Origin of the sequence: Pectobacterium brasiliense, assembly GCF_013449685.1 — a bacterium.
Taxonomy (GTDB): Bacteria; Pseudomonadota; Gammaproteobacteria; order Enterobacterales; family Enterobacteriaceae; genus Pectobacterium; species Pectobacterium brasiliense_A.
The window spans coordinates 87,336-114,329 of the sequence record NZ_JACDSF010000003.1 but is presented as its reverse complement, the minus strand read 5'-3'; the positions used below and the strand labels follow the sequence as shown (position 1 = coordinate 114,329).

20 protein-coding genes and 1 tRNA gene are annotated in these 26,994 nt (G+C 51.2%); 9 read left to right on the top strand and 12 right to left on the bottom strand.

What is annotated here, in order from left to right:
* Window positions 1-15: 15 nt before the first annotated feature.
* Window positions 16-1,389 carry an oxygen-independent coproporphyrinogen III oxidase gene (gene hemN / locus H0248_RS01625; protein ID WP_180784423.1) on the top strand — a complete coding sequence of 458 codons (1,374 nt, stop codon included), beginning with the start codon at window positions 16-18 and terminating at the stop codon, window positions 1,387-1,389.
* Between the two features lie 59 nt (window positions 1,390-1,448).
* Here hemN and H0248_RS01620 read toward each other — a convergent pair whose 3' ends face one another.
* The 4 genes from H0248_RS01620 to glnA all read right to left on the bottom strand — a co-directional run bounded on the left by H0248_RS01620 (window position 1,449) and on the right by glnA (window position 5,842).
* Complete coding sequence (locus H0248_RS01620) at window positions 1,449-1,586, bottom strand: YshB family small membrane protein (RefSeq protein WP_180784422.1); 138 nt, start codon at window positions 1,584-1,586, stop codon at window positions 1,449-1,451.
* 143 nt (window positions 1,587-1,729) lie between these two features.
* The gene (glnG, locus tag H0248_RS01615; protein ID WP_110163182.1) at window positions 1,730-3,142 is read right to left on the bottom strand and encodes a nitrogen regulation protein NR(I); all 1,413 of its coding nucleotides are present in this window, start codon (window positions 3,140-3,142) and stop codon (window positions 1,730-1,732) included.
* Window positions 3,143-3,150: 8 nt separating this feature from the next.
* Window positions 3,151-4,200 (bottom strand): nitrogen regulation protein NR(II), encoded by a 1,050-nt coding sequence (gene glnL / locus H0248_RS01610; protein ID WP_005968247.1) that lies wholly within the window; start codon window positions 4,198-4,200, stop codon window positions 3,151-3,153.
* A 232-nt stretch (window positions 4,201-4,432) separates the two neighbouring features.
* Entirely contained in the window at window positions 4,433-5,842 is a 1,410-nt protein-coding gene (gene glnA, locus H0248_RS01605) for a glutamate--ammonia ligase (protein WP_014913638.1), read from the bottom strand.
* A gap of 369 nt (window positions 5,843-6,211) precedes the next feature.
* Between glnA and typA the strand changes: the two genes are divergently transcribed.
* From typA to fabY, 4 genes are all read left to right on the top strand, one after another.
* Complete coding sequence (gene typA, locus H0248_RS01600) at window positions 6,212-8,035, top strand: ribosome-dependent GTPase TypA (protein ID WP_010298147.1); 1,824 nt, start codon at window positions 6,212-6,214, stop codon at window positions 8,033-8,035.
* Between the two features lie 162 nt (window positions 8,036-8,197).
* On the top strand, window positions 8,198-8,809 hold the full coding sequence (gene yihX / locus H0248_RS01595) for a glucose-1-phosphatase (RefSeq protein WP_180784421.1): 612 nt from the start codon (window positions 8,198-8,200) through the stop codon (window positions 8,807-8,809).
* Between the two features lie 64 nt (window positions 8,810-8,873).
* Window positions 8,874-9,311, top strand: coding sequence for a D-aminoacyl-tRNA deacylase (gene dtd / locus H0248_RS01590; RefSeq protein ID WP_010281657.1), 438 nt, complete (start codon window positions 8,874-8,876; stop codon window positions 9,309-9,311).
* Window positions 9,312-9,464: 153 nt separating this feature from the next.
* Entirely contained in the window at window positions 9,465-10,406 is a 942-nt protein-coding gene (fabY, locus tag H0248_RS01585) for a fatty acid biosynthesis protein FabY (protein WP_180784420.1), read from the top strand.
* A 202-nt stretch (window positions 10,407-10,608) separates the two neighbouring features.
* On the opposite strand, the gene H0248_RS01580 is transcribed toward fabY, so the two are convergent.
* From H0248_RS01580 to gmk, 7 genes are all read right to left on the bottom strand, one after another.
* Window positions 10,609-12,300: an AsmA family protein gene (locus tag H0248_RS01580; protein ID WP_180784419.1), complete on the bottom strand. Its 1,692-nt coding sequence runs from the start codon at window positions 12,298-12,300 to the stop codon at window positions 10,609-10,611.
* Window positions 12,301-12,457: 157 nt separating this feature from the next.
* Window positions 12,458-13,846, bottom strand: coding sequence for a nucleobase:cation symporter-2 family protein (locus tag H0248_RS01575; RefSeq protein ID WP_180784418.1), 1,389 nt, complete (start codon window positions 13,844-13,846; stop codon window positions 12,458-12,460).
* 206 nt (window positions 13,847-14,052) lie between these two features.
* Complete coding sequence (gene recG, locus H0248_RS01570) at window positions 14,053-16,134, bottom strand: ATP-dependent DNA helicase RecG (protein WP_180784417.1); 2,082 nt, start codon at window positions 16,132-16,134, stop codon at window positions 14,053-14,055.
* Window positions 16,134-16,826 (bottom strand): tRNA (guanosine(18)-2'-O)-methyltransferase TrmH, encoded by a 693-nt coding sequence (gene trmH / locus H0248_RS01565; RefSeq protein ID WP_095993239.1) that lies wholly within the window; start codon window positions 16,824-16,826, stop codon window positions 16,134-16,136. The genes recG and trmH overlap by 1 nt, the downstream gene beginning before the upstream one ends.
* A gap of 5 nt (window positions 16,827-16,831) precedes the next feature.
* Window positions 16,832-18,931, bottom strand: a complete 2,100-nt coding sequence (gene spoT / locus H0248_RS01560; RefSeq protein ID WP_180784416.1) for a bifunctional GTP diphosphokinase/guanosine-3',5'-bis pyrophosphate 3'-pyrophosphohydrolase — start codon at window positions 18,929-18,931, stop codon at window positions 16,832-16,834.
* 18 nt (window positions 18,932-18,949) lie between these two features.
* Window positions 18,950-19,225 (bottom strand): DNA-directed RNA polymerase subunit omega, encoded by a 276-nt coding sequence (gene rpoZ / locus H0248_RS01555; RefSeq protein WP_005968230.1) that lies wholly within the window; start codon window positions 19,223-19,225, stop codon window positions 18,950-18,952.
* 53 nt (window positions 19,226-19,278) lie between these two features.
* On the bottom strand, window positions 19,279-19,902 hold the full coding sequence (gmk, locus tag H0248_RS01550; RefSeq protein ID WP_180784415.1) for a guanylate kinase: 624 nt from the start codon (window positions 19,900-19,902) through the stop codon (window positions 19,279-19,281).
* 321 nt (window positions 19,903-20,223) lie between these two features.
* On the opposite strand from gmk, the gene ligB reads away from it, so the two are divergent.
* The 4 genes from ligB (at window position 20,224) to H0248_RS01530 (ending at window position 25,016) form a co-directional block, all read left to right on the top strand.
* On the top strand, window positions 20,224-21,915 hold the full coding sequence (gene ligB / locus H0248_RS01545) for an NAD-dependent DNA ligase LigB (RefSeq protein WP_180784414.1): 1,692 nt from the start codon (window positions 20,224-20,226) through the stop codon (window positions 21,913-21,915).
* 255 nt (window positions 21,916-22,170) lie between these two features.
* Entirely contained in the window at window positions 22,171-23,850 is a 1,680-nt protein-coding gene (gene eptB / locus H0248_RS01540; RefSeq protein ID WP_180784413.1) for a kdo(2)-lipid A phosphoethanolamine 7''-transferase, read from the top strand.
* 131 nt (window positions 23,851-23,981) lie between these two features.
* Window positions 23,982-24,058, top strand: a tRNA-Pro gene (locus H0248_RS01535).
* Between the two features lie 433 nt (window positions 24,059-24,491).
* Window positions 24,492-25,016, top strand: coding sequence for an Ail/Lom family outer membrane beta-barrel protein (locus tag H0248_RS01530; protein WP_180784412.1), 525 nt, complete (start codon window positions 24,492-24,494; stop codon window positions 25,014-25,016).
* A gap of 58 nt (window positions 25,017-25,074) precedes the next feature.
* Here the strand turns inward: H0248_RS01530 and H0248_RS01525 are convergent, their stop codons facing one another.
* Window positions 25,075-26,664: an EAL domain-containing protein gene (locus tag H0248_RS01525; protein ID WP_180784411.1), complete on the bottom strand. Its 1,590-nt coding sequence runs from the start codon at window positions 26,662-26,664 to the stop codon at window positions 25,075-25,077.
* Between the last annotated feature and the right edge of the window lie 330 nt (window positions 26,665-26,994).

Here is a 26,994-nt window from a genome sequence, read left to right as displayed (position 1 = left end):
AAGGAGTGAGCGAATATGTCGATACCGTCCGTTGACTGGGATCTGGCCCTGATTCAAAAATATAACTATTCTGGGCCGCGTTATACGTCTTATCCCACAGCGTTAGAATTCAGTGAAGCTTACGATGAGCCGGCGTTTCAGCAGGCCATTGCCCGTTATCCGCAGCGACCGCTGTCGTTGTATATCCATATCCCTTTTTGCCATCGGCTGTGCTATTTCTGCGGCTGTAATAAGCTGGTTACGCGTCAGCAGCATAAAGCGGATGAATACCTTGATGTGCTGGAGCTGGAAATCCGCCAGCGTGCGCCGCTGTTCGTTGGGCGAACGGTGACGCAATTGCATTGGGGTGGCGGTACACCAACCTATCTAAATAAAGTACAAATCAGCCGACTGATGTCGCTGCTGCGCGAGCAGTTCTCTTTTTCCGATCAGGCTGAGCTGTCGCTTGAAGTCGATCCGCGAGAAATTGAGCTGGATGTCCTCGATCATCTGCGTGCCGAAGGGTTTAACCGCCTGAGCATGGGCGTGCAGGATTTTAATAAAGACGTTCAGAAGCTGGTCAATCGTGAGCAGGATGAAGACTTTATTTTTGCCCTTATTGAGCGGGCAAAGGCGCTGGGTTTCACTTCAACCAATATCGATTTGATTTACGGCTTGCCGAAACAAACGCCGGAAAGCTTCGCCTTTACGCTACAGCGCGTTGCGGAATTAAGCCCACATCGGCTTAGCGTCTTTAACTATGCGCATTTACCCAGCCTGTTCGCCGCGCAGCGCAAGATTAAAGAAGCGGATTTACCGAGCGCGGAGCAAAAGCTGGATATTCTGCAACAGACGATTGGGTCGCTGACGCAATCGGGCTATCAGTTTATCGGTATGGATCACTTTGCTCGCCCGGACGATGAGCTGGCGGTGGCGCAGCGAGAAGGGAAACTGCATCGCAATTTCCAGGGCTATACGACGCAGGGCGATAGCGATCTGCTTGGGATGGGCGTTTCGGCGATTAGTATGATCGGTGATAGCTATGCTCAGAACCAGAAAGAGCTGAAGCAGTATTATGCGCAGGTCAAAGACCAAGGGAATGGCTTGTGGCGTGGGTTACAGCTGACGCGTGATGATTGCCTCCGCCGCGATGTGATTAAGACGCTCATTTGTAATTTCCAGCTCAGCTATGCGCCCATTGAGGCGGAATATGCTATCGATTTTAAAACCTACTTTGAGCAGGATTTAGCACTGCTTGCTCCGCTGGTGGCCGATGGGCTGGTGGATAGTCAGGAAGATGGGCTGGTGGTGACGCCGAAAGGACGTTTGCTGATCCGCAATATCTGTATGTGCTTTGACGTTTATCTACGTAGCAAGCTCAGAACACAGCAATTTTCCCGCGTGATTTAGCCAAAAAAAACAGCCAGTCGATATTATTACCGACTGACTGTTCTCTAATTTTTCGATGATTAACTAAAGAAGTTAATCAGTGCGGCACACAAAACGGCGGCAATAGCAGCCTGCGGCGAATGGCTTGCCGCAGAGCCAATTTCAGCGCCGTGTGTTGTAACGGAAAGCGTTGCCGCAGAAATCAGTGAATCCAGCATGGTGTTCCTCCCGAATCAGCGACACGATCATACTGCTGACTCGAGGCAAGTAAAGGACAAATTAATGACAATTTCGTGCGCCAGATTGTATTTTTTATCACCAGTTTGTTTGTTAACAATTGAGCAATAAAAAAGCAATCTTGCTACTCCATTCCCAGCTCTTTTAATTTACGCGTCAGGGTATTTCTGCCCCATCCCAACAATCTTGCCGCTTCCTGTTTATGCCCCTGCGTATGTCGCAGGGCCGTCGTCAGCAACGTCCTTTCCATTTCTGGCTGTGCCTCTGACAACAGGTTTTGATGACCGGAACGCAGTGCGCGATCGGCCCATTGTGCCAACAGTGTGGCCCAACTGTCAGGCAGAATATGCACGGTGGAATCAGGCGCGGTGGTCTCGAACAGTTCAGGCGGCAGATCCTGGATCAGCACTTCCTGACCCGCGGCCATGACCGTCAACCAGCGGCAGGTATTTTCCAATTGACGCACGTTGCCGGGCCACGGTAAACGGGTTAGCGCCGTTTCCGCTTCTGGGTGCAGATTCTTCGGCTCAACGCCCAGTTCTTTGGCGGTGGCCTGTAAGAAATAGCGCACCAGACGAGGGATATCTTCTCGGCGTTCGCGCAGCGGCGGCAGATGGACGCGGATCACATTCAGGCGGTGGAACAAATCCTCACGGAACTTGCCTTCTTGCACGCGTTGTTCAAGATTTTGGTGCGTTGCCGCGATAATACGAACATCCACTTTTACTGCGGCATAGCCGCCAACGCGGTAAAACTGTCCGTCTGCCAATACGCGCAACAGACGTGTTTGTACGTCTAACGGCATATCGCCGATTTCATCCAGAAATAGCGTACCGCCATCGGCTTGCTCAAAGCGGCCCTGACGAATCTGGTTTGCGCCTGTAAACGCGCCTTTTTCATGGCCGAACAGTTCTGATTCGATCAGATCCTTGGGAATGGCCGCCATATTCAGCGCGATAAAAGGGGCTTTGGTTCGTGGGCTATGGCGATGCAATGCGTGCGCTACCAACTCTTTACCCGTCCCCGATTCGCCATTAATCAGCACGCTGATCGACGAGCGAGACAGGCGACCGATGATGCGAAAGACATCCTGCATCGCGGGGGCTTCGCCGATAATGTCCGTCGTTGGGCCATTCATCGGCTGGTTACGTACCGGCTGCTGCTGTTCCAGATAATGGCTGATCGCGCGCTCAACCAGCGCAACGGCTTCATCAATATCGAACGGTTTCGGCAAATAGTCGAACGCACCCTGTTGATAAGCGCTGACGGCGGCATCCAGATCGGAGTGTGCCGTCATAATGATGACCGGGAGCATTGGGTGGCGCTGTTTGATTTGCTGTAAGAGCGCTAATCCATCCATCCCTGGCATACGGATGTCGGACAGCAGAACGTCGGGCGTTTGTGTCGCCAGCGCATGCAGTACCTGATTTCCGTTCTCAAACGTTGCGCAGGTTAAACCCGCACCAGCAAGCGCGCGCTCAAGCACCCAACGGATGGAGCTATCGTCATCGACAATCCAGACTATCCCTCGTTGCATTGTGAACCTCACTGGCGAATGGGCAAGTAAACCGAAAATTCGGTGTGTCCTGGCCAACTGTTAAATTCAATTTTACCGGAGTGTTGGTCGATAAGACTGCGGGCGATGGAAAGCCCCAAACCCGTGCCCCCTTCGCGTCCGCTCACCATCGGGTAAAACAGTGTGTCCTGTAGTTGAGCAGGTACGCCGGGGCCGTCATCTTCCACGTCAATACGCGCGGCGAGACGATAGCGCACACCGTGTAACGTAAGCTGAAAAGCCGTGCGGGTACGTATCGTAATCGTCCCGCCTTCCTCGCCCAGCGCCTGTAGCGCGTTGCGGGTAATATTCAGCAGTACCTGTTCAATCTGATCGGGGTCGTGCGTCAGCTCTGGCAGGCTAGGGTCATAGTCTTTCACCAGCGTCACGTTATCTGGCTTTTCCAGAGAGACAAGCTGACAAACGCGTTCAGCGACCTGATGGATGCTTTGGGTGACGTGCAGGCCGGGCTGCTGTGGCCCCAGAAGGCGATCAACCAGATTGCGCAGGCGATCCGCCTGTTCAATGATGACCTTGGTATATTCCGTCAATGCTGGGTCGGGCAGTGCTTTAGCAAGCAACTGCGCGGCACCCCGCAATCCGCCAAGCGGATTTTTTATTTCATGCGCCAGACCCCGGACCAAATCACGGGCGGCCTGCTGTTGTGCATGTTGAAGCTGCTCCTGACTGAGGCGGCGCTGGTTATCCATCGGTGCCATTTCCAGTAGGATAAAATCGTTTTGTACCCGCTGAGCGGTGAGCGACATGATGTGCGCTTTACCATCCACAACGAGGGTGACTTCGTTATCCGTAAAACCTTGCCCTGAATCCAGACTTTCACGCAGTAAATCGATATTCAGAGAAAAGTATCCCAGCAAATCGGGCAGCGGTGTGCCGGATAATTTACGCGAGCTTTGTGCCAGTAATTGCTGTGCTGCCGGGTTGGAATAGTGAATCGCTAGATCGTTATCCAGCAATAAGATGCTGTTTATCAGAGAATTTAGGATCTGCCCAGCATCGGGCAGCGTGCCTGTTGCCATAACGCAGACTCCCGCACCGTCGTGGTGCATTGTAGTGTGAATGATGGATGTTACGTCGCAACGGCCAATGCCGATGGTGAAAAAAGCCCATCCGAAGATGGGCTGAAGCGTTTCCACGGCAACAAAAACAAAATTATTAGTATTCTGTTGTTTATCGGTCATGGTCGGGTATCAGCACACCCAACCACGCCGAGGTAGAGATTAGACGCTGTAGTTACTAGACGCTTAGTTATTAAACGCTGTAGTACAGTTCGAACTCAACTGGGTGCGGCGTCATGCGAACGCGGTCAATCTCAGATTTACGCAGTTCGATATACGCTTCGATAGCGTCGTCGGTGAACACGCCACCACGGGTCAGGAACTCGCGGTCTTCGTTCAGTGCAGCCAGGGCCTCGTCCAGAGAACCTGCAACTTTTGGAATCTCTGCTTCTTCTTCCGGCGGCAGGTCGTACAGGTTTTTGTCCATAGCATCGCCAGGGTGGATTTTGTTGATGATGCCGTCGAGGCCAGCCATCAGCAGTGCAGCGAAGCACAGGTACGGGTTAGCGGCTGGATCTGGGAAGCGCGCTTCGATACGACGTGCTTTCGGGCTCGCAACCACTGGGATACGGATTGAAGCAGAACGGTTACGGGCAGAGTAAGCCAGCATAACTGGGGCTTCGTAGCCTGGGACCAGACGCTTGTAAGAGTTGGTCGTTGGGTTTGCCAAGGCGTTGATGGCTTTAGCATGCTTGATAACACCGCCGATGTAGAACAGCGCCATTTCAGACAGGCCGCCGTATTTGTCGCCAGCGAACAGGTTAGTACCGTCTTTAGACAGAGACATGTGACAGTGCATACCAGAACCGTTATCACCGAACATTGGTTTTGGCATGAAGGTCGCGGTTTTACCGTAGGCGTGAGCCACGTTGTGCACGACATATTTGTAGATCTGAATTTCGTCAGCTTTTTTGGTCATGGTGTTGAAGCGGGTAGCCACTTCGTTCTGACCAGCGGTAGCCACTTCGTGGTGGTGAGCTTCAACAACCAGACCCATTTGCTCCATGGTCAGACACATAGCAGAACGGATGTCCTGTGATGAATCGACTGGTGGAACTGGGAAGTAGCCGCCTTTCAGACCTGGACGGTGACCTTTGTTACCGCCTTCGTAGGCTTTACCGGAGTTCCAGTAAGCTTCGACATCGTCGATAGCAACGTGGGAACCGGACGTGCTGCTGCCGAAACGGATGTCATCAAACAGGAAAAATTCTGGCTCAGGCCCGAACAGGACGGTATCGGCAATGCCGGAAGAACGCAGGAAATCTTCCGCACGTTTCGCGATAGAACGCGGGTCGCGGTCATAACCTTGCATCGTGCCTGGCTCGAGGATGTCACAACGAATGATCAGTGTAGAATCTTCGAAGAACGGGTCGATCATTGCGGTGCTGGCATCAGGCATCAGAACCATGTCTGACTCGTTAATACCTTTCCAGCCGCCAATCGAGGAACCATCAAACATTTTACCTTCTTCGAAGAAGTCGGCATTGACTTGATGAGCCGGAATGGTGACGTGCTGCTCTTTACCTTTAGTATCAGTGAAGCGTAAATCAACAAACTTCACTTCGTGCTCATTCAGCATCGTCAAAACATGTTCTGCGGACATACTTGGTTCTCCCGATTGGTCATTTATCGTCGTGGAACGAATATCGTTGTGGATTGATGTTGTTGCCGTGAGTAGACTAAAGCTAAAAGTGTGCCAACTTTTTAAATGTGTGCAATGTGTTGCTCCGTGGGGCTTTCTCACGGAAATCCACTGCACCATTATAGTCTAAAGCACCAAAATGGTGCTCCATATGTGAATTATTGCACTTATTTAGTGCATTTGTGTTCGCTTGTAGCGCTTTTGCACCGTGAAAGGGATCACAAAGCAGGCAGCTCTAGGTTGTTTATCATAGATGCTTGTGATCTTGTTTAGTCCCTCGATTAATACGTGTACAATAGCGCGCTATTTCTAAATGCCTGAGGCAAAGCTGTGATCGAAAATTTGCGTAACATCGCCATTATTGCGCACGTTGACCATGGGAAAACCACCCTGGTTGACAAGCTGTTGCAACAATCCGGAACGTTCGGTGAACGTGTCGAAGCAACCGAGCGTGTAATGGACTCCAACGATTTGGAGAAAGAGCGTGGAATTACCATCCTCGCAAAAAATACCGCCATTAATTGGAAAGACTACCGTATTAACATCGTGGATACCCCGGGACACGCCGACTTCGGCGGCGAGGTTGAGCGTGTAATGTCGATGGTTGACTCGGTACTGCTGGTTGTTGATGCGATGGATGGCCCGATGCCGCAAACGCGTTTCGTGACCAAAAAAGCATTTGCCAATGGTCTGAAACCGATTGTGGTTATCAACAAAGTTGACCGTCCTGGTGCGCGTCCTGACTGGGTTGTCGATCAGGTATTCGACCTGTTCGTGAACCTGGATGCGACTGACGAGCAATTGGATTTCCCGATCATTTATGCTTCTGCGCTGAATGGTATCGCGGGTCTCGACCATACCGACATGGCGGAAGATATGACTCCGCTGTATCAGGCGATTGTCGATCACGTTTCTCCACCTCAGGTTGAGATGGATGCGCCGTTCCAGATGCAGATCTCTCAACTGGACTACAACAACTATGTTGGCGTTATCGGTATCGGCCGTATCAAGCGCGGTAAAGTTAAGCCTAACCAACAAGTGACTATTGTTGATAGCGAAGGCAAAACCCGTAACGGCAAAGTCGGTAAAGTTCTGACTCACCTGGGTCTGGAGCGTATCGACGCGACTGAAGCGGAAGCAGGCGATATCATCGCGATCACCGGTCTGGGCGAGCTGAACATTTCCGACACCATCTGCGATCCGCAGAATGTCGAAGCGCTGCCAGCACTGAGCGTCGATGAACCTACCGTTACCATGTTCTTCAACGTCAATACTTCACCATTCTGCGGTAAAGAAGGTAAGTATGTTACGTCGCGCCAGATTCTGGAGCGTCTGAACAAAGAGCTGGTACACAACGTTGCCCTGCGTGTTGACGAAACCGAAGATGCTGATGCATTCCGCGTTTCTGGTCGTGGTGAGCTGCACCTGTCAGTTCTGATCGAAAACATGCGTCGTGAAGGCTTTGAACTGGCCGTATCACGTCCGAAAGTTATCAACCGCGTTATCGACGGCCGTAACCAAGAGCCGTTTGAAAACGTGACGCTGGACATCGAAGAACAGCACCAGGGTTCAGTCATGCAAGCCATGGGTGAGCGTAAAGGTGATGTGAAAGACATGATCCCAGATGGCAAGGGTCGTATCCGTCTGGATTACCTGATCCCTGCTCGCGGTCTGATCGGTTTCCGTACCGAATTCATGACCATGACCTCTGGTACAGGCCTGCTGTACTCCACGTTCAGCCACTACGATGACGTGCGTCCGGGTGAAATCGGCCAGCGTCAGAACGGCGTACTGATCTCTAACGGTCAGGGTAAAGCTGTCGCGTTTGCGCTGTTCAGCCTGCAGGATCGCGGTAAGCTGTTCCTCGGACACGGTGCAGAAGTGTATGAAGGCCAGATCATCGGTATTCACTCACGTTCTAACGATCTGACAGTAAACTGTCTGACTGGTAAGAAACTGACCAACATGCGTGCATCGGGTACCGATGAGGCCACTACACTGGTTCCGGCGATCAAAATGTCTCTGGAACAAGCGTTGGAATTCATTGATGACGACGAACTGGTTGAAGTTACGCCGCAGTCTATCCGTATTCGTAAGCGTCACCTGACCGAAAACGATCGTAAACGCGCTAGCCGCGGCAGCAAAGACGTCTAATTTCAGACGGATTTGGCTTGTTACGCAACAGGGCACCTTCGGGTGCCCTGAATTTTATGCGCTTTCTTCCATTTTAATTTTTCCTTTATATTTCCTCCCTGTTCAGTTTCGCCATTTCCCGCTACAGTGAAAATCCCACGATTACGTCAGGAGGTCACTGCCATGCTGTATATCTTTGATTTAGGCAATGTCGTCATAGATATTGATTTCAATAGGGTATTGGGTGTCTGGAGTAATCTGAGCAGCGCGCCGCTCGCGACGTTGCAAGAGCGTTTTGTCATGGGCGACGCGTTTGAACAGCATGAGCGGGGGGAGATCAGCGACGAGGAATTTGCCACCAGACTGTGCCAGGAAATGGGCATCGCTCTGAGCTTCGAACAATTCACCGCTGGCTGGCAGGCCATTTTTGTCGCGCTGCGTCCCGAGGTTATCGGCATCATGCGGCGCCTGCGTCAGCAAGGGCACCGTGTGGTGATTTTGTCGAACACCAATCGCCTTCATTGTGCACATTGGCCTGCACTATTCCCTGAAGTGGAGACGGCGGCCGACAAGCTCTACCTGTCGCAAGACATTGGATTACGTAAACCGGAACAGGCGATTTATCAATACGTCTTGACGCAAGAAGGCGTGACGCCTGCGCAAGCCGTCTTTTTTGACGATAATGCTGCGAACGTCGATGCGGCACAAAGCCTGGGCATTCACAGCATTCTGGTGACCGATCGTCAGGTGGTACCGGATTTTTTCGCCATGCAGGCGACGACGGCTAAAGCATAATTTATATCGCAGGGGCGGACATCGCCCCTATTGGGAATGATGACATCAGGAGTAGTCGGGTTTTATGATTGCGCTAATTCAGCGAGTATCCAGCGCCAGCGTTACGGTAGAAGGCAGTGTAGTTGGGGAAATCGATAAAGGTTTACTGATCCTGCTGGGCGTTGAGCAGGGCGATGACGAACAAAAAGCCACGCGACTCTGCGAGCGTGTGTTGGGTTACCGCATATTCGGTGACGATGACGGGAAAATGAATCTCAATGTTCGTCAGGCTGGCGGCAATGTGCTGGTGGTTTCGCAGTTTACGCTGGTGGCTGATACGCAGCGTGGCATGCGGCCTGGGTTTTCTCGCGGGGCGCATCCTTCAGAGGCCGATCGTCTCTACCAATATTTTGTCGGACAGTGTCGTGAGCAAGGCGTTCACACGGAAACAGGGCAGTTTGCAGCGGATATGAAAGTGGCATTAGTGAATGATGGCCCAGTGACGTTCTGGCTACAGACGTAGGGTTGTGACGTCTGGGGTTGTAATGTCATAGGTTTGTAGCGCCATTGTCTTATGGCGTGCTATCGCCGTTGCTGCTTCGCGTATAAATTTGCTTCAACAGTTTGGTCTTATGAACCCCGATGCCATGAGGCATCTCGGTATAGAGGAAGGGTTATGTATCATTTGAGAGTACCTGAAAGCGCGGAAGAACTGGAGGCGTACTATCAATTTCGCTGGGAAATGCTGCGTAAACCTCTACGCCAGCCACTGGGTTCTGAACGTGATGCTTACGATGCTTTGGCACATCACCAAACTGTGGTGGATGAACAGGGAAGGCTGGTCGCAATTGGGCGTCTTTCTATCAATGCAGATAATGAAGCGGCAATCCGTTTTGTCGCCGTTCATCCTGACGTCCGAGGGAAAGGGTTAGGCACGCTGCTGGCGATTACTCTGGAGTCAGTCGCGCGTCAGGAAGGCGCCAAGCGTGTGGTCTGTAGCGCCCGTGAAGACGCAATAGATTTCTTCTCCAAACTGGGTTTTGTTAACCAGGGGGAGATCACTGCGCCACAAACCACACCTGTGCGGCACTTTCTGATGATTAAACCGGTGGCGACGCTGGATGACATTTTGCATCGTCCTGACTGGTGTGGACAGTTGCAGCAGGCGTGGTACGAGCATATTCCCCTGAGTGAAAAAATGGGCGTGCGGATAAGCCAGTACACCGGAAAGCAGTTTATTACCACCATGCCTGAAACAGGCAACCAGAACCCGCACCATACGCTTTTTGCCGGCAGCATGTTTTCTCTCGCTACGCTCACGGGGTGGGGATTAATCTGGCTGTTGCTACGTGAACGGCACCTCGGTGGCACGATTATTCTGGCGGATGCGCATATTCGTTACAGTGCGCCAGTCAGTGGCAGACCAAGTGCTATTGCTGATTTAGGGTCGCTGAGTGGCGATCTGGATCGCCTCGCGCGTGGGCGCAAAGCGCGTGTGCAGCTTAATGTTGAGCTCTTTGGTGATGACAATAAAGGGGCGTTGTTCGAAGGGGTTTACATCGTGCTGCCTGTTCAACCGGATGCGCCACTGGAAGAAGGCGGGTCAGAAGTAGATTAGCCTGCCGCTGAGTATTATGACGGTCTTTTCATCAGTACATCACGCTTCACAATCTCTGGCAGCACCCTCGAAACAAGTCGTACCCCGTGATTTTCACGGGGTTTATGATGCTGTTTCAGCACGCAACAACGTTGCGGATGTTTTGAAAACGCTTATTAAAAAAACCGTATTTTGAAAACGTATAATTTTGAAAACGTAATAATTACGGCGTTTCTGTCACAGTGCCCTGATGCATTTGCTGTCTGATGGGATGATCATTGCTATCCACACCTTGTAGCGTACCGCTTAGCGTCGGTTTCAGTGGCGTATCAGCGGCAAGCTGTCCACTCAGTTGCAATTGCAGATTTGTATTGCCCGTCGGTGCGGTTGCGGGTTCTGGCCATCCCCAACGCGTCAGAACATCCAGCGGGACGGCGCGTCCTGTCAGTGACAGAGAAAAATTGCGTGCCGGTTGCTGGTTGATCGTTGCCTTGGCATCCAGCATGCCATTTTGCGTAAACGCGCTGAGTTCGTTAATGGCGATCTGATTATCGTCGGCTACCAGTGCCATTGAAGGACGGCGGACATCGACTTTATTAAACGTCGCATCGCTGGCATTAAGATTCAACGATCCTGTCCACATTCCCCACTGGTGGTTGCGAGCCAGTAGCAAATTGCTGCCGTAGCCATCTAATGCGGTTAGCTGGAAGGGAAAATCCGGATTGATATCAATCAGCAGATTGCGGTTCGCCGTGAATTTTCGCACACTCACTTCTGCCAGCCATGATGGCAGGGGCGTTTGCCACCGCTGACGCCAGTCGCTGGGGAGCGTGTATTCCATCCCTGCGACAACAAATTCATTCAGCGCTAAACGGTGGTGACTACGCTGCCAACTGCCGTTGGTTCGCAGTAAACCGCCTTCCCAGCGCGTAGAAAACTGCTTGATGTTAACGCCCGCCGGTGACAAGTCCAGATTCACGATAGGGTCGATAAGGTGCATGTTGCCGTTCACAATGTCAGTCGCATTGAATGACAGCGTTCCACCCTCGCTCTGCCAGTCATTCTGCTTAAACGTGACATTTTGTAGGGCAACATCAAGGTCGATAAACGCCCATCCCGGCCCTTCAATACGGGCATCAATCAGATCAAAGCGGTCAACGGTCACAGAAGGCAGTTCGGTAACGGGCTGCCAGAAGGCCTCCGGCGTTCTCTGCGTTTGCAAACGGACATTGCTGAGTCGCAGGTTACCGATCTGCCAACTGCCGTCTTCTGCGCGGCTGGCATTGCCCGTTAGCTGCCCCTGAGCGACATCCGCGCCGAAATTGCTCAGAATCAGCTGATTGTGGTTGATTTCGCCCTGAACCAATACCTGACTGGCGGGAATATCGTTGAGTTCGAGTGAGCGGGCGCTGAGCTGGAACTGTCCCTGTTTGCCCAGCAGATAACCTGCCTCAGGCTGCCACGGTATCATGCCGCCGTTAATTTGTTGACCATTCAGACGCCAATCGCCGTCCTTTGCCTGCAGTGCCATTGTACGCAGCTGTAGTACATCGGCTTCGATAGGGAGTGTGGCGGCCTGTGAGGAAAGGTTTAGCGTACCGCCTTCCAGTCCGAGACTGGCGAAGTGGCGCGGATCGGTAATTTGACGGGTACTAAACCCGGCTGAAATCTGCTTTGCAGTGAGTGTCGGTGGCTGATTTTTCTGGCCAAAACTGACATCAGTGAGTTGGATATGATCGGCTGTTGACCAGTCATGATTAATTTTGCCCAGTGACAACTGGTAGCCAGTATTCTGGTTTACCCAATTACTTATCCAGCCTGCCGCCCAACTGGTTTGTAGTAATACGTATACGACTACCAGCGCTAAAAAGGCCAGCAGTAGTAGGGTCAGCAATAATTTCCCGATAAATTTCATCGTGTCAGTCCATGCCAATCGTCAGGGAGAACTGTTCTTATGCCGCAATTTCCCTGAAGGCTCAATAGGTAATGCTGTTACAGACAGTAAAAAGCGAGCGGTGTTGCATCCCCGCTCGCTTTTACATGAACTGAACTGAAATTATTGCGGGCTGGCGCTATTTTTTTTCGTGTGGGAAGACAATATTCAGCACGATTGCCGTAATCCCGCCAGCGGCGATACCGGAGGACAGTAATGTTTTAATCCAATCCGGTGCGAACTGCAGAATCAGCGGCTGCTGCGATACGCCAAGACCTACAGCCAGCGACAGTGCAATAATCATGATCGCACGACGATTCAGCGGCTCACGGGACACAATGCGCACACCAGAAGCGGCGATCGTACCAAACATCACGATAGTGGCACCGCCCAGAACCGGCTCTGGAATATGCTGCACAAATCCGCTAACGGCAGGGAACAGCCCCAGTGCGATCAGCATCAGCGAAACCACAAAACCCACATAGCGGCTGGCAACACCGGTAAGCTGGATGACGCCGTTATTCTGGCCGAAGCAAGAGTTGGGGAAGGTGTTGAATACGGCAGAAAGGCAAGAGTTCAAGCCGTTTGCCAGCACGCCGCCTTTTAAGCGTTTCATGTACAGCGGGCCTCTGACCGGCTGCTCTGAAACGTCGGAGGTCGCGGTGATGTCACCGATGGTTTCTAACGATGTCACCATGAAGACCAGCATCAGCGGAATCAACAGATTCCAGTCAAAGCCGAGACCGTAATGCAGCGGTGTGGGCACCATAATGACCGTGTCGTTTTGAGCTGGCGCATTTTCCGGCAGCATGCCCATCAACCAAGCACCCAGATAACCCACCGCCATGGCAATTACCAGCGACGCGACGCGCAGGTAAGGGTTACGCTGGCGGTTAAGCAGAATAATAACCAGCAACACCACACCCGCTAAAAGTAAGTTCTTGGGGGCGCCGAAGGTGTTATTACCCATTGCGGCATAGCCGCCGCCGATGGAAGTCAGGCCGACTTGAATCAGCGACAGCCCAATGATCATCACCACAATGCCGGAAACCAGCGGGGTAATGATGCGGCGGGTTAAATGCAGGAAGCGTGAAAGAATGATTTCGGTGAAGGAAGCGACCATCAGCGTACCGAACAGTGCAGCCATCATCGTGGGAACATCTGCCCCGCCGTTTTTCAGCGCCAGCCCACCCATAATCAGTGGCGTCACGAAGTTAAAGCTGGTGCCCTGAATAGACAGCAGACCAGAGCCGACAGGACCCCAGGTTTTTATTTGTAGAATGGAGGCCAGACCGGAAGCGAAAAGCGACATACTGATGATGCGCTGCGTATCCTCTGCGGGTAAACCTAATGCCTGACAGATCAGTAGTGCGGGGGTAATCACCGCAACAAACATGGCAAGCAAATGCTGACTGGCGGCGAACAGCGTTTGCGGCAGCGGCGGGCGGTCTTCAAGATGATAGATGAGTTCACTGCGCTGAGGTGCGGCAGCGGCTTCTGTTCGGGACGTTTCCGTGGTGGTATTCATGATGTAAGTTGGCGTTCCTGAAACGACAAAGAGCGCATTTTAATGATCTCTTTGCTGAAAGCAAACGTTTGCCAACTCATCTTTTCGATATGAATTTTGTCCGACAAGCAAGGATTTATTATTTAAAGGGATATACGCATCATACTTCACTGTGCATGTGTGTTGGCGGCGAGGTTTTAAGAGAAATGAAGAATACGTTGTTGCAATCAAGCGTTGGTGTAACGTGCGCGTTCTGGTAGCCAGCGTTCGATGAGTGCAACGGCATGCTCGGGATAGTGTTCATGCAGGTGGCGAGCAACGCGCTGTACCTGTGGAATCAGGTCCTGATCGCGCAGGAGGTCAGCGACTTTAAACTCGGCATTGCCCGTCTGGCGCGTACCGAGTAATTCTCCCGGCCCGCGAATTTCCAGATCGCGCTGCGCGATAACAAAGCCATCGTTGCTATCGCGTAGAACCTGAAGCCGTTTTTGTGCTGTCTTGCTCATTGGTGTTTTGTAGAGCAGCACGCAGTGAGATGCCACCGCGCCACGTCCGACGCGCCCGCGCAATTGGTGCAGTTGCGCTAATCCCAGACGCTCTGGGTTCTCAATGATCATCAGGCTGGCATTGGGTACATCCACACCTACCTCGATGACGGTGGTCGCTACCAGCAGTTGCAGTTCGCCCTGTTTGAAAGCCTGCATCACCGCCTGCTTTTCCTGCGCCTTCATGCGGCCGTGAACCAATCCAACCTTGAGATTCGGCAGGGCAGCCTTCAGCTCTTCGCTGGTGGCTTCTGCTGCTTGCGCTTCCAGCAGGTCGGATTCTTCGATCAGCGTACACACCCAATAGGCCTGTCGCCCTTCCTGCTGACAGGCATTATTCACGCGTTCGATAATGTCGCTGCGGCGTGAATCGGGTATGGCGACAGTGGTGACGGGGGTTCTGCCCGGCGGCAGCTCATCAATGACGGACGTATCCAGATCGGCATAGGCCGTCATCGCCAGCGTGCGGGGAATCGGTGTCGCGGTCATAATCAATTGATGGGCATGAAAGCCCTGTTCTTCGCCTTTTTCCCACAGCGCAAGGCGTTGATGCACGCCAAAGCGGTGCTGTTCGTCAATGATGACTAATGCCAGCCCGTTGAATTGTACCTGCTGCTGGAAAATAGCGTGCGTCCCGACAACCATGGAAACCTGACCGCTGGCGATGGCATCCTGCTGCGCCTGACGCGCTTTCCCTTTTTGTTTGCCAGCCAGCCAGCCGACGTCAAGCCCTAGTGGTTCAAACCACTGACGGAAACTATGGGCGTGCTGTTCGGCCAATAGCTCTGTGGGTGCCATCAGCGCGACCTGCTTGCCGTTGGCAATGGCGCGTAATGCTGCCAGTGCGGCGACCAGCGTTTTTCCTGAACCCACATCGCCCTGCACCAAACGCATCATCGGGAAATCTTTCGCCATATCCGCTTCAATTTCGGCTACGACACGTTCTTGCGCCTGCGTGGGTTTGAACGGCAGTGCAGCGAGCAACTGTTGCTTCAAACCGTCTTGCGCCTGTAGCGGCGAGGCTTTATGCCGTTGTTCCCCCGCTCGCACGGCGAGCATACTCAGGTTATGTGCCAGCAGTTCTTCCATAATCAACCGCTGCTGTGCCGGGTGTTTCCCGTGCTCAAGCTCGCTGAGCTGCATATCCGGCGGGGGACGATGTAAGGTGCGTAGCGCGTCGGGCAGACTAATGAGCGATCGGCTTAGAGATTCAGGCAGCAGCTCATCGATGTGGTTGGCATCGAGCAACGCCAGCGCCTGATCGGTCAGTTTGCGGAGCGTGGCCTGACGAACGCCCTCTGTGGAAGGGTAAACCGGCGTGAGCGATTCTTGTAACTCGACCTGCGTACTATCCCCCTGAACTCGATATTCAGGATGGATGATCTCCGCGCCGATTTTGCCACGCTTGATTTCGCCATAAGCGGTAACGCGCTGTCCCGGTGCGAGGCTGTTTTTCATCGCGGCGCTGAAATTGAAGAAACGCATGGTCAGCATGCCGCTGCCGTCACTGATTTGGCAGGTCAACATGCGACGGCTGCCAAAGGTGATGTCGTTGCGTAGGATTTCACCTTCCACGGTGGCATACATACCGGGGAGGAGGTCGCCAATCGGGTAAAGATGCGTGCGGTCTTCGTAGCGTAGAGGTAAGTGCAGGAGGAGATCCTGCACGGTTTCCAGCCCGAGTCGCGCGAGCTTCGCTGCCTGATTTGCACCCACGCCAGTAAGTGTACTCAGCGGTTGGGTGTTCAGCAGGCGGCCTTTCATCAGCACTCCGATGATTGCATCGCGGCCCACCACGGGGTATCCGCTACAATCTGACCCTGATGGTCAATATAAGGACGAGGCAGCCCTTTACGTTTTGCGACGCGTGCCAGCACCGGGTAGCCCCCTTCGAAAAGCAGGCGCTGCTGCTCTTCTTCATCTAACGGGCTGTCTTCACGCTGGTACATGCCGGCTATCTGGCGCTGGCGCTGCGCTTCATACAGGATCAACGCTGAGGCTACGGACACATTCAGCGACTGTACCATGCCAGTCATCGGAATGATGATATCCCGATCGGCCAGTTTGAGCGCTTCGGCAGTAATCCCAGTTTTTTCTTGCCCGAGCAGAATACAGGTGGGGCGGGTGTAATCAATTTCCCGAAAATCGACCGCGTGTTCAGACAAATTAGTTGCCAAAACCTGCATGCCTTCAGCCTTCAGGTGACCAACCGCATCACCGATATTGCGATGAGTTTTCACCTGCACCCAGCTATTGCTGCCTGCGGCGGAGGAAACCAGCGTTTTCATCCGGCTGGTGGGCCAAATCGCATGAACCTCATGCACACCGACAGCATCCGCAGTGCGGATAACCGCAGAAACGTTATGAGGTTTATGCACCTGCTCCATGCAAATCGTTAGATCGGGCTGACGACAGTTGAGCATTTCTTTTATACGTGCATAACGTTGAGGGGTCATGACGATTAATTTCGGTTACGGTTAACTTTGATGACATCCGGCATCACGCGGATTTTACGCATAATATTGGCTAGATGAACGCGATCGAGAGTAGTGAGACGGATAAAGGCACTGTATACGCGGCCGTCCTTCTCTTCCGTATTGATGCTCTGAATATTGGAGTTCGCGGCGTTGATCGCTGCCGTCAGGTTCGCCAGCGCGCCCTGATGGTTGAACATATCGACTTTGATTTCGGCGATGAACTCTTGTTCCGTCACCTTATCCCACTCTACCGCCATGAATTTTTCAGGTTCTTTCTGATAGCCGCGAATATTGCGACAGGATTCATGGTGAATAACCAGCCCTTTACCGGGGCTGATGTGGGCAATAATCGGGTCACCGGGGATAGGGCGGCAGCACTTGGCAAATGAGAGCATGACGCCATCTGCGCCTTTGATCGGCAACTTGCGTAGCCCAGTGGTTCCCAGTTCAGATTGTTCGTTCAGCAGATTTTTCGCCACAACGACGCTCATTGCATTACCCATACCAATTTCCGCCATCAGATCGTCCAGCGTGGCGAGCTTCATGCGCTCAAGCTCAAGCTGAATCGACTTTTCAGGGATGTCGGAGAGTTTGCGACCGTTGCCCAATGCGTGGTTCAGCAAACGGCGACCGAGGCTTACGGAGTCATCACGCTTGAGGTTTTTCAGCATCTGGCGAATTTTGGAGCGTGCTCTGGAACTCACCACGAAATTAAGCCATGCGGCGTTTGGTCTGGCACCCGGCGCGGTAATGATTTCAACGGTTTGGCCGCTGGTGAGCGACTGTGACAGTGGGTAAGGCTGGCGGTCGACGCGAGCGCCGACGCAGGCATGCCCGATGTCGGTGTGTACCGCGTAGGCGAAATCGACGGGTGTCGCGCCTGCGGGGAGTTCCACAATACGGCCTTCCGGCGTAAAGACGTACATCTCGTCAGGGAAGAGATCGGACTTCACGCTTTCGATAAATTCGAATGAGCTACCGGCGCTTTGCTGGAGTTCCAGCAGGCTTTGCATCCAGCGTTGAGCGCGTACCTGTGCGGTAGTGCTGCTTTCGCCTTCTTTATAGGCCCAGTGCGCGGCAACACCCATTTCCGCCATTTGATCCATGTCGTCGGTCCGAATTTGTACTTCGACCGGCACGCCGTGCGGACCAATCAGAGACGTGTGAAGCGACTGATAGCCGTTAGCTTTAGGAATGGCAATGTAGTCTTTTACCCGACCTGGGCGGGGCTTATACAGGCTGTGAACCTGACCGAGCACTCGATAGCAAGTGTCCAGTTCTTTCACGATGACCCGAAACGCGTAGATATCCATGATGGAATGAAAGCGCTGCTCTTTCAGGTGCATTTTGCAGTAGATGGAATACAGGTGTTTTTCGCGACCGCTGACGCGGCAGGCAATCCCGGCTTCGGTCAAACGCCCTTCGATTTCCGACAGGATTTTTTGAATCATTTCCTTGCGGTTACCGCGTGCGGCCTTGACGACCTCTTTAATGACGCGATAACGGTTCGGATACAGCGCCTCAAAACCCAGTTCTTCCAGCTCGGTTTTGAGGTGATGGATACCCAGTCGATGTGCCAGCGGGCTATAGATTTCCAGCGTTTCACGGGCAATACGGCGGCGCTTGTCTGGGCGCAATGAGCCCAGCGTGCGCATGTTATGGGTACGGTCTGCGAGTTTGATCAGGATAACGCGAATATCTTGCACCATCGCCATGATCATTTTGCGAAAGTTTTCAGCCTGCGCTTCTTTCTTATCGCGGAACTTTAACTTGTCCAGCTTGGACACGCCCTCTACCAGTTCAGCAACGCTTTTACCAAAAAGCTGTTCCATGTCCTGATAGGTGGCGGGGGTGTCTTCTATGACATCATGCAGCAGTGCTGCCATCAGCGTTTCGTAATCGAGACGCATCTCCGCCAGAATACAGGCGACGGCAACAGGGTGTGTGATGTAGGGTTCACCGCTGGAGCGAGTCTGCCCCTCGTGAGCATCACGTGCAACTAAGTAAGCCTGCTGTAAACGTTTGATCTGATCTTCTGGCAGATAACGTTGAATCAGCAGATTAAGGCTTTCAAAAATGTACAAGGGCGACTCGTGGTGTGATTAACGACGGCCTTCAGCAATCGCGGTAACCGCCTGAATCTCTGCGGCTTCCTGCTCTTGCTGTTCCTGACGGTCACGAACATCCAGAATCTGGTTGTTGATCAGACCTTCTTCGATTTCACGCAGTGCGATCACGGTGTACTTATCGTTTTCTTCAGGAACCAGCGGATCTTTGCCGCCAGTCTGGATTTGACGGGCGCGACGAGCAGCGACCAACACCAGGTCAAAACGGTTACCAATTTTCTCTACAGCGTCTTGAACAGTTACGCGTGCCATAATGTGCTACTCCACAGGAAATAAAATGACTGCGCATCATACTGAAAGAGGCGTCAGTCTGCCAATAGTTTGGTGATTAATGCATCATGCCGAACCTTTTGTCTGCTTAAACGCAGACGTTCGGCGCGAATAATGGTTTTTAGATCGAGCAGCGCCAGATCGAAATCATCATTCACAATCAGGTAATCATACTCGCCGTAGTGCGTCATTTCAGCCACTGCCTGAGACATACGACGGGCAATGACTTCATCGCTGTCTTGTCCACGGCCACGCAGGCGGCGAGCCAACTCTTCTTTTGACGGCGGCAGAATGAAAATACTGCGCGCGTGCGGCATCTGGGCGCGGATTTGCTTGGCTCCTTGCCAATCAATATCCAGAAAAACATCAACGCCAGTCGCTAATACCTGCTCAATTGCCGGCCGGGATGTACCGTAGTAATTGCCAAAGACTTCAGCGTATTCCAGAAACTCGTTATCCTGAATCATACGCTTAAATTCATCGACTTCGACGAAGAAATAGTGTTCGCCGTGGTTTTCTCCTGGTCGTTTCGCTCGCGTGGTATGCGAAATCGATACCTGAGTGTCGTAAAGCGGCTGAGTTTTTAATAACGCCTGAATCAGGCTGGATTTCCCAGCTCCACTGGGAGCAGAAACGATATATAACGTGCCTTGAGCCATAATGAAGTTTTATTAACGGTTACGGTGGTGAATGGTGATATGCAGCAGAAAAATGTGCATTTCTCCGCATTATACACGCCTCTACGTCATCAGTCGCGCTGCGATAAATTCTCCGCTGACTGTTTTTTCGTTATGGCATGGGGAAAACTTTTTGCCAACGTTTCTTTTTTAGATTGCGAAGCGCGTTCCCGTCTTTTTTATCGCTGCTGCAAACGATGAATCATCTTGTGGCGCGTTTAGCATTTCTCCTTTTTTTGCCTCGTATTTTCCTCTCCGTTGCTATGTACTGCGGCCCTTCGCTAATGGATGGCAGGAGGGGTTATGTGGCTCAGGATTCGTACATTTTTAATCATCATCGTCATGGGGAGCATCAGCAATTTCCCTGCCATGGCTGCGGTGTGCCCCGATTGGGATAGCACGCGTTCCGGCAAGGAAATTGATGCATTGCGTCACCAGCTAGAACAGTGGGATGACGTGTATTACACCGAAGGGAAAAGCCCGATAGAAGATGACGTTTACGATCAACTGCGGGACCAGTTAAACCAGTGGTTAGGCTGTTTTCAGCTTCAAAATGCTATTCCTGCTCGGTTGCCCGATAATGGCAAGCAGCCCCACCCCGTTGCCCATACGGGACTGAAAAAATTGTCCGAGCGTCGACAACTGGTGCAATGGATCGCATCGCGTGAGGATGTATGGATTCAACCAAAAGTTGATGGTGTGGCTGTTACGTTGGTCTATCAGCACGGTAGGCTCGTGTCTGCAGTTAGCCGGGGTAACGGCCTGCAAGGCGAAGACTGGACGGAAAAAGTGCGCCTGATTCCGGGAGTTCCTCATTTATTAACTGATGTGCCTTCCTCATTGGTATTACAAGGGGAGCTTTTCCTGAAGATGACCAATCATCAACAGCGCACCCAGGGCGGTGTTAATGCCCGCTCGGTTGTGGCAGGTGAGATGCGTCGTCATCAGCCATCTCCCGTGTTGTCGCAGATTGGTCTGTTTGTCTGGGAATGGCCGGATGGCCCAAAGACGATGCCCGAGCGTCTGGAAAAATTGAAGGAAATGGGGTTTGCGATGACGGCGGACTATACCCATGCCATTGGGTCATTCGCCGATGCGGAGAAATGGCGTCATCACTGGTATCACAGTCCGCTGCCGTTCGTGACGGATGGCGTGGTGATTCGCCAGACTAAAGAGCCGCAGGGGCGCTATTGGCGTAATACATCAGCCGACTGGGCGATCGCATGGAAATACCCACCTGTTCATCAGGTTGCGGAAGTGGCTGATGTGGCATTTTCTGTCGGACGGACGGGTAAAGTCGCCGTCGTACTGAAGCTTCATCCTTTGAAATTGGATGATAAATCGGTCAGTCGGGTGAGTGTGGGCTCGTTGTCGCGTTGGAAACAGTGGGATGTGTTGCCCGGCGATCGGGTGAGTGTCAGTCTGGCAGGGCAGGGGATTCCACGTCTGGATAATGTGGTATGGCGTGGCACTGAACGGCCTGCCATCGTTTCCCCTAATGAACATGATTTCCATGCTCTTAGCTGTTTTCGGTATAGCATGGCTTGCCAGCAGCAATTTTTGGCGCGCTTAGTCTGGTTGAGTGGAGAGCACGGCTTAAATCTGGCGGGAATGCGTGAAGGGATGTGGTTGCGCCTGATACAGCATGATTTACTGGAGGATGTGCTGTCATGGCTATCTCTGACGGAGGCACAGCTTAATGCGGTCGATGGTATGGGTGATAAGCGGGCACGAGATATTTATACAAGTTTGCAGTCTGCACGGCAGATGCCACTATCCCGCTGGCTGCTTGCGCTGGGTATTCCTGTGCCTCGTTCCGCCAGTAGTGCATTGGATAATGTGGGGTGGCTGTCGTTACAGCAATGGACAGCGCAACAGTGGCGACAGTTCTCCGGTATTGGGGAGCGACGTGCGGAAGAGATTATGGCGTTCCTGAAGCAGCCTATCGTGGTGGAATTAATTGCCCGATTAGGTCGTGAAGGCGTACATAGATAAGCGGTGGTGATTTTTCATAACAGATTGGGATCGCACCTTTTATTTTTTCGTGGATTCATTCACATAAAAGGACAAATTTTTTCTGTCCTCTCCACTTAATCATAAGTAAAATTTACAAATTAAATGTCTACGCCTATTTGCTGTTTTGCGATATAGAAATGCCTGTGAGTCTGATTATTTATGTTGAACTTGGGCATACGGATGTTGTCGTATAGCTTCAGATAATAAGAAAGGTTTGTTGGAGCACTTGTCATAATGAAGTTTGTAGCATCTTTTTCGCAACCCAAATTATCGTTTGTCCTGGCAATTTATATTGGTCTTTTTCTCAATATCTCAGTGTATTATCGCCGATTTGATTATTTTTCACTCTCTGCTGGCAGTCAGGTTCCAACGTTCATTCCCGCTCTTGTCGAATTGACCGCGAGTATCTTATTTACCTTTTTCCTGATGAGGATTATTTCGCTCGGGGGACGCCGTTTTTATCGGATAATTGCTTCTCTCTTGGTCTTGATCTCCGTTGCTGCCAGCTATTACATGACGTTTTTTAATGTTGTGATTGGCTATGGCATTGTTGCAGCGGTCATGACTACGGATATTGATCTTTCTAAAGAAGTGATTGGTTTTCGTTTTTTCCTGTGGATGCTGGTGGTAAGTGCGCTGCCGCTGTTTTTGATCTGGAAGAACTCGCTACGTGACACGCTGATCGAACAGCTTAAATCACCGGGAAAGCGGTTGATTCCTCTTCTGGTTCTTATCGCCGTTGTTGCGCTGGTTTGGATGCCGCTTCGCTATATGGATAACGTTCAGTCAGTGTCCGAGCGTGAATCGAATGTGGACTTGCCCAGTTATGGTGGCGTGGTGGCTCACTCGTATCTGCCTTCTAACTGGTTGTCTGCATTAGGATTGTTTGCATACACCAAGTATGACGAGAGCCAAGATTCTTCTAATCTTTTCGATCCGGCTCAGCATTTTACCTATGTCCCACCGAAAGGCATTGACGACACCTACGTTGTTTTCATTATCGGTGAAACAACCCGCTGGGATCATATGGGGCTGTTGGGCTACGAGCGAGATACGACGCCGAAGCTATCAAAAGAAAAAAACCTGGTCGCATTCCGTGGTCAGTCGTGTGATACCTCCACCAAGCTTTCCATGCGCTGTATGTTTGTGCGAGAAGGCGGTACGGAAGACAACCCGCAGCGAACCCTGAAAGAGCAGAACATCTTTGCCGTACTGAAAGAGCTGGGCTTTACCTCTGAGCTGTTTGCTATGCAGAGTGAGGTGTGGTTTTACAATAGTATTGAGGCGAATAACTACTCTTTCCGTGAAATGATTGCGTCAGAGAAACACAATGATGGCAAGTCGGTGCAGGATATGTTGCTGGTCGATGAGGTCAAGGAATCACTGGCACGCTACCCCAAAGGTAAGCATCTGATTGTGCTGCATACCAAAGGTTCCCACTATCTGTATTCCATGCGCTATCCCCGCAGCTATGCGCGCTATCAGCCAGAATGTATGGGTGTTGATGCCTCTTGTACGCGTGAGCAGTTGATTAATGCTTTCGATAATAGCGTGCTCTATACCGATAGCTTTATTGATAGCGTGATCGATCAGGTGCGGGATAAGAAAGCGATTGTGTTTTATGCCTCCGATCACGGTGAATCCATCGATGATAACTATCATTTGCATGGCACGCCGCGTCAGATGGCACCGCCTGAACAGTTCCGTTCACCGATGATGGTGTGGACATCGGATAAGTTTCTGGCTGATCCCGATAACCAGCATGCGTTTGAGCAGTTGAAGGCTCAGCAGCGCGTTGGCAAAACACATCGCCATGAAGAGCTGTTTGATACGATTCTTGGATGTGTGGGATACACATCGCCTGACGGCGGTATTAACCCTAAAAATAACTGGTGCCAGAAACCCGCTAATTGACATGAATCACGGACAAGGACGTCGGTTTCAGGCTGTAAATACAAAGAATGGACACTTTAACGGCAGCCGAAATCCTTTTGCTAAAAAGGTATTGACGCTTCAATGGGGTAGCAGTAATATGCGCCCGCATTCGGCGAGTAGCGCAGCTTGGTAGCGCAACTGGTTTGGGACCAGTGGGTCGGAGGTTCGAATCCTCTCTCGCCGACCACCTTTCCTCCTCAGTAAGTCATCCTCAACTTTTCTCCTGTTTCGATCATCGTCTATTCAAACTATCGGTTCAAAATTAATCTCGTTTTAAGCGCGTTTTTGTTTAAAAATAGTCGCTTTGAAAATTTTTCCTTTATGAGTGTAGGGCTTTTCCTCAGTATTCTTTGGCGTCGAAAATTTCCATATTTCCTCGGTCTTCAGTTCAGAATGTTCCCAAAAATAGTGTTAAACGGCGCACATTAATTACCATGAGTAATATCTATATTTTTGTTTTTTAATGATTTAAATAAATTTCAAGCCGATTGTTTAAAAATAATTCTGACTTTACCTCTTCGTATTTAAATGTAATTTTATGTGCGGAAAACATTTGCGAAAATTATATATTCGCTTTGTTGAAACCGGCTTTTTATTCAAATATGGAAGATGTTTCGATCATGAAAAAAACAACACTGCTACTCTCCACTTTGATTGCTTGTACCATGGGAATGTCTGCTGCTCAGGCGACACAAACAGTGTCTTTGGGTTATGCTCAGGCGAAAGTCGATGACTTTAAAGATCCAAAAGGGATTACGGCAAAATACCATTATCAGGGCGATACTGCGCTCGGTATTATCGGTTCTTTCACTTATGTGAGCGCGGAACAAACTGAGTATTATCAGAATTCAAACAGTGATGTTTATAAGCTGAAATACTATTCACTCATGGCTGGTCCATCTTACCGTTTTAACGACTATGTCAGTGTTTATGGGTTGGCGGGTATTGGCCGCGGTAAATCAAGTTGGGAAGAGGGAGGTACTGTCCGTGAGTCGGGTAGTGAAAGTAAATCCAGCTTTGCTTATGGTGCCGGTATTCAAATTACACCAGTAGCAAACTGGGCGATTGATATTGGCTACGAGGGCACGAAAATTTATGAAACGCGTGTAGACGCTTTTAATATTGGCGTCGGTTACCGTTTCTGATTTTCCTATTATTGAATGCCGGTGGATAGGCTTCCGCCGGTTATTACTGCTTTTCTCCTTATTTGTTTTTATTCATAAAGCTCTCAATCGATTTATTGCCATTATAGTGAAGCCAGACCAGCAACAATTCATTGTCCATTGGCTTGGCATAAAGGAATCCCTGTATATATTTGACGCCACGCCGTTGTAAATACAGGAGCTGTTGCTCGGTTTCCACGCCTTCCGCTACGGATTGAAGCTTGATGCGATGGCTCAAAGTAATAATGGCATCAAGAATAGGGGCTTCTTCATCTGGTGATGAAACCGCGCCAACAAATCCCTGGTCTATTTTCAGGCAATCCAGTGGAAAATTTTGCAGGTAAGAAAGTGAACAGTGGCCGGTGCCGAAGTCATCAATGGCAATCATAAAGCCATCTTCACGCAGTTGATGCAGGCGCTGTATGATTTCAGGGCCGTTGCTAATGAGGTTACGTTCTGTCAGTTCCAGCGTAATGTTTAATGAATGAGCGGCGACTTTCTCTGCGAAGCGGTGTACGTCTGATACGAAACTTGGGTGATGCAAATGCTCTGCTGCAACGTTGAGCCCCAGATGGAAACCCGGTTTTACCTGCCAACTGGCGATATCTGACGCTACCAGCTCAAATAAATGCCGTGTGATGGGAATGATCATACTTTCTGCTTCGGCGGCAGAAATAAATATATCGGGTCTAATCCACTGCCCGTCGCTGCGTCGCCAGCGCAGTAGCGTTTCTACTCCAGTGCAGGCTCGTGATTCCGTGTCATAGATAGGCTGGTAATAGACGGAAAATTCGCCGTTAGCGATACCCCTACGGATTTCTTCGCGGAAGAATAATTTACGTTTTTGCCAGTACCACATTGCCGTAGTGAAAAGCAGAGAGAGAATAATGGCCAGTGGCAGAAACGTGAAAAATGCCTGCTTCCAGTTGGTGATTTCCTGAGTGGCGGGGGCGGTAACATTGAGGGTAATTGGAAAGCGGCTCGACTTGATTTCAAGCGCAGAGGTAGAAAATAGGCTTCTGTGCGGCGTAATGGTTGGACCCGTTTGAATCGGATGGCCGTTATCCATTTGTAGGATAAGTTGATAGCCCCGAATCTTGCTAATTGCAGTCATGAGATCGATCAGATATTGCGCATCGACCATGGCATAAGCGCCGTAACCCGTAGGAGGCATCTGGACGAAGATCAGCGCCGGGCGTTCTTTCACGTTATCTGAACCGGCAATCGACAGGCTCCAGCGTTCAGAATAGGTCTCCGGTAGCGGCTGTTGAATGACGCGGCTTAGTAGCGTCAGCGTGGTGCCAAACGTTGAAGAGCAATAGACGTCGGTATTATGGATAACGCCGATTGCGCGAAAGTAAGAAAAGACCGAACCGAGACGTTGTAGTTCATCGCCGATGACGTTGCAGGGCTGACCCTGAAAGCGCTGGAGGCGATCCACCATCTGCCATGCCTGTGTCGAAATATTCTCGGCATGATTCATTGCGATTTGCGCGGTGGATTCCAGATCGCGCTTTACCATTAATCTGGACTCAACAAACGTGAACAATAAACCAAGCAGCAGTGGCAGCATGCCTGCAACCAGCAACTGCAATATGTTGATTTTAGGTTTACTACGTCTAGGGCTCATCCACATCTCCTTTCTGGCAGCAGAGGCCTATGTAGAGACGTCCTTTTCTCCGTGAATCAAAGGAGAGTGCTGAATAGAGATTATTATAGTGCCTATTTGCTAAAAGGGATTCGGTGACAATAAAGTTTGTAACCTGAATAAGCGGGGATTGGATTGCTGTTCACACCTTGAATGTAAATCGTGGCGTCGTGTAGACCGTTTAAATCCGTATGGCGTTCGGTCACTTCCCGCCATGTTATGGCCTCACGTCATTATCCAGTGCCACATTCAGGTAATGAGGCAGAAGGATTACATTGTCGCGGGTAACGAGCATGGGTGAAATAAGCGAGT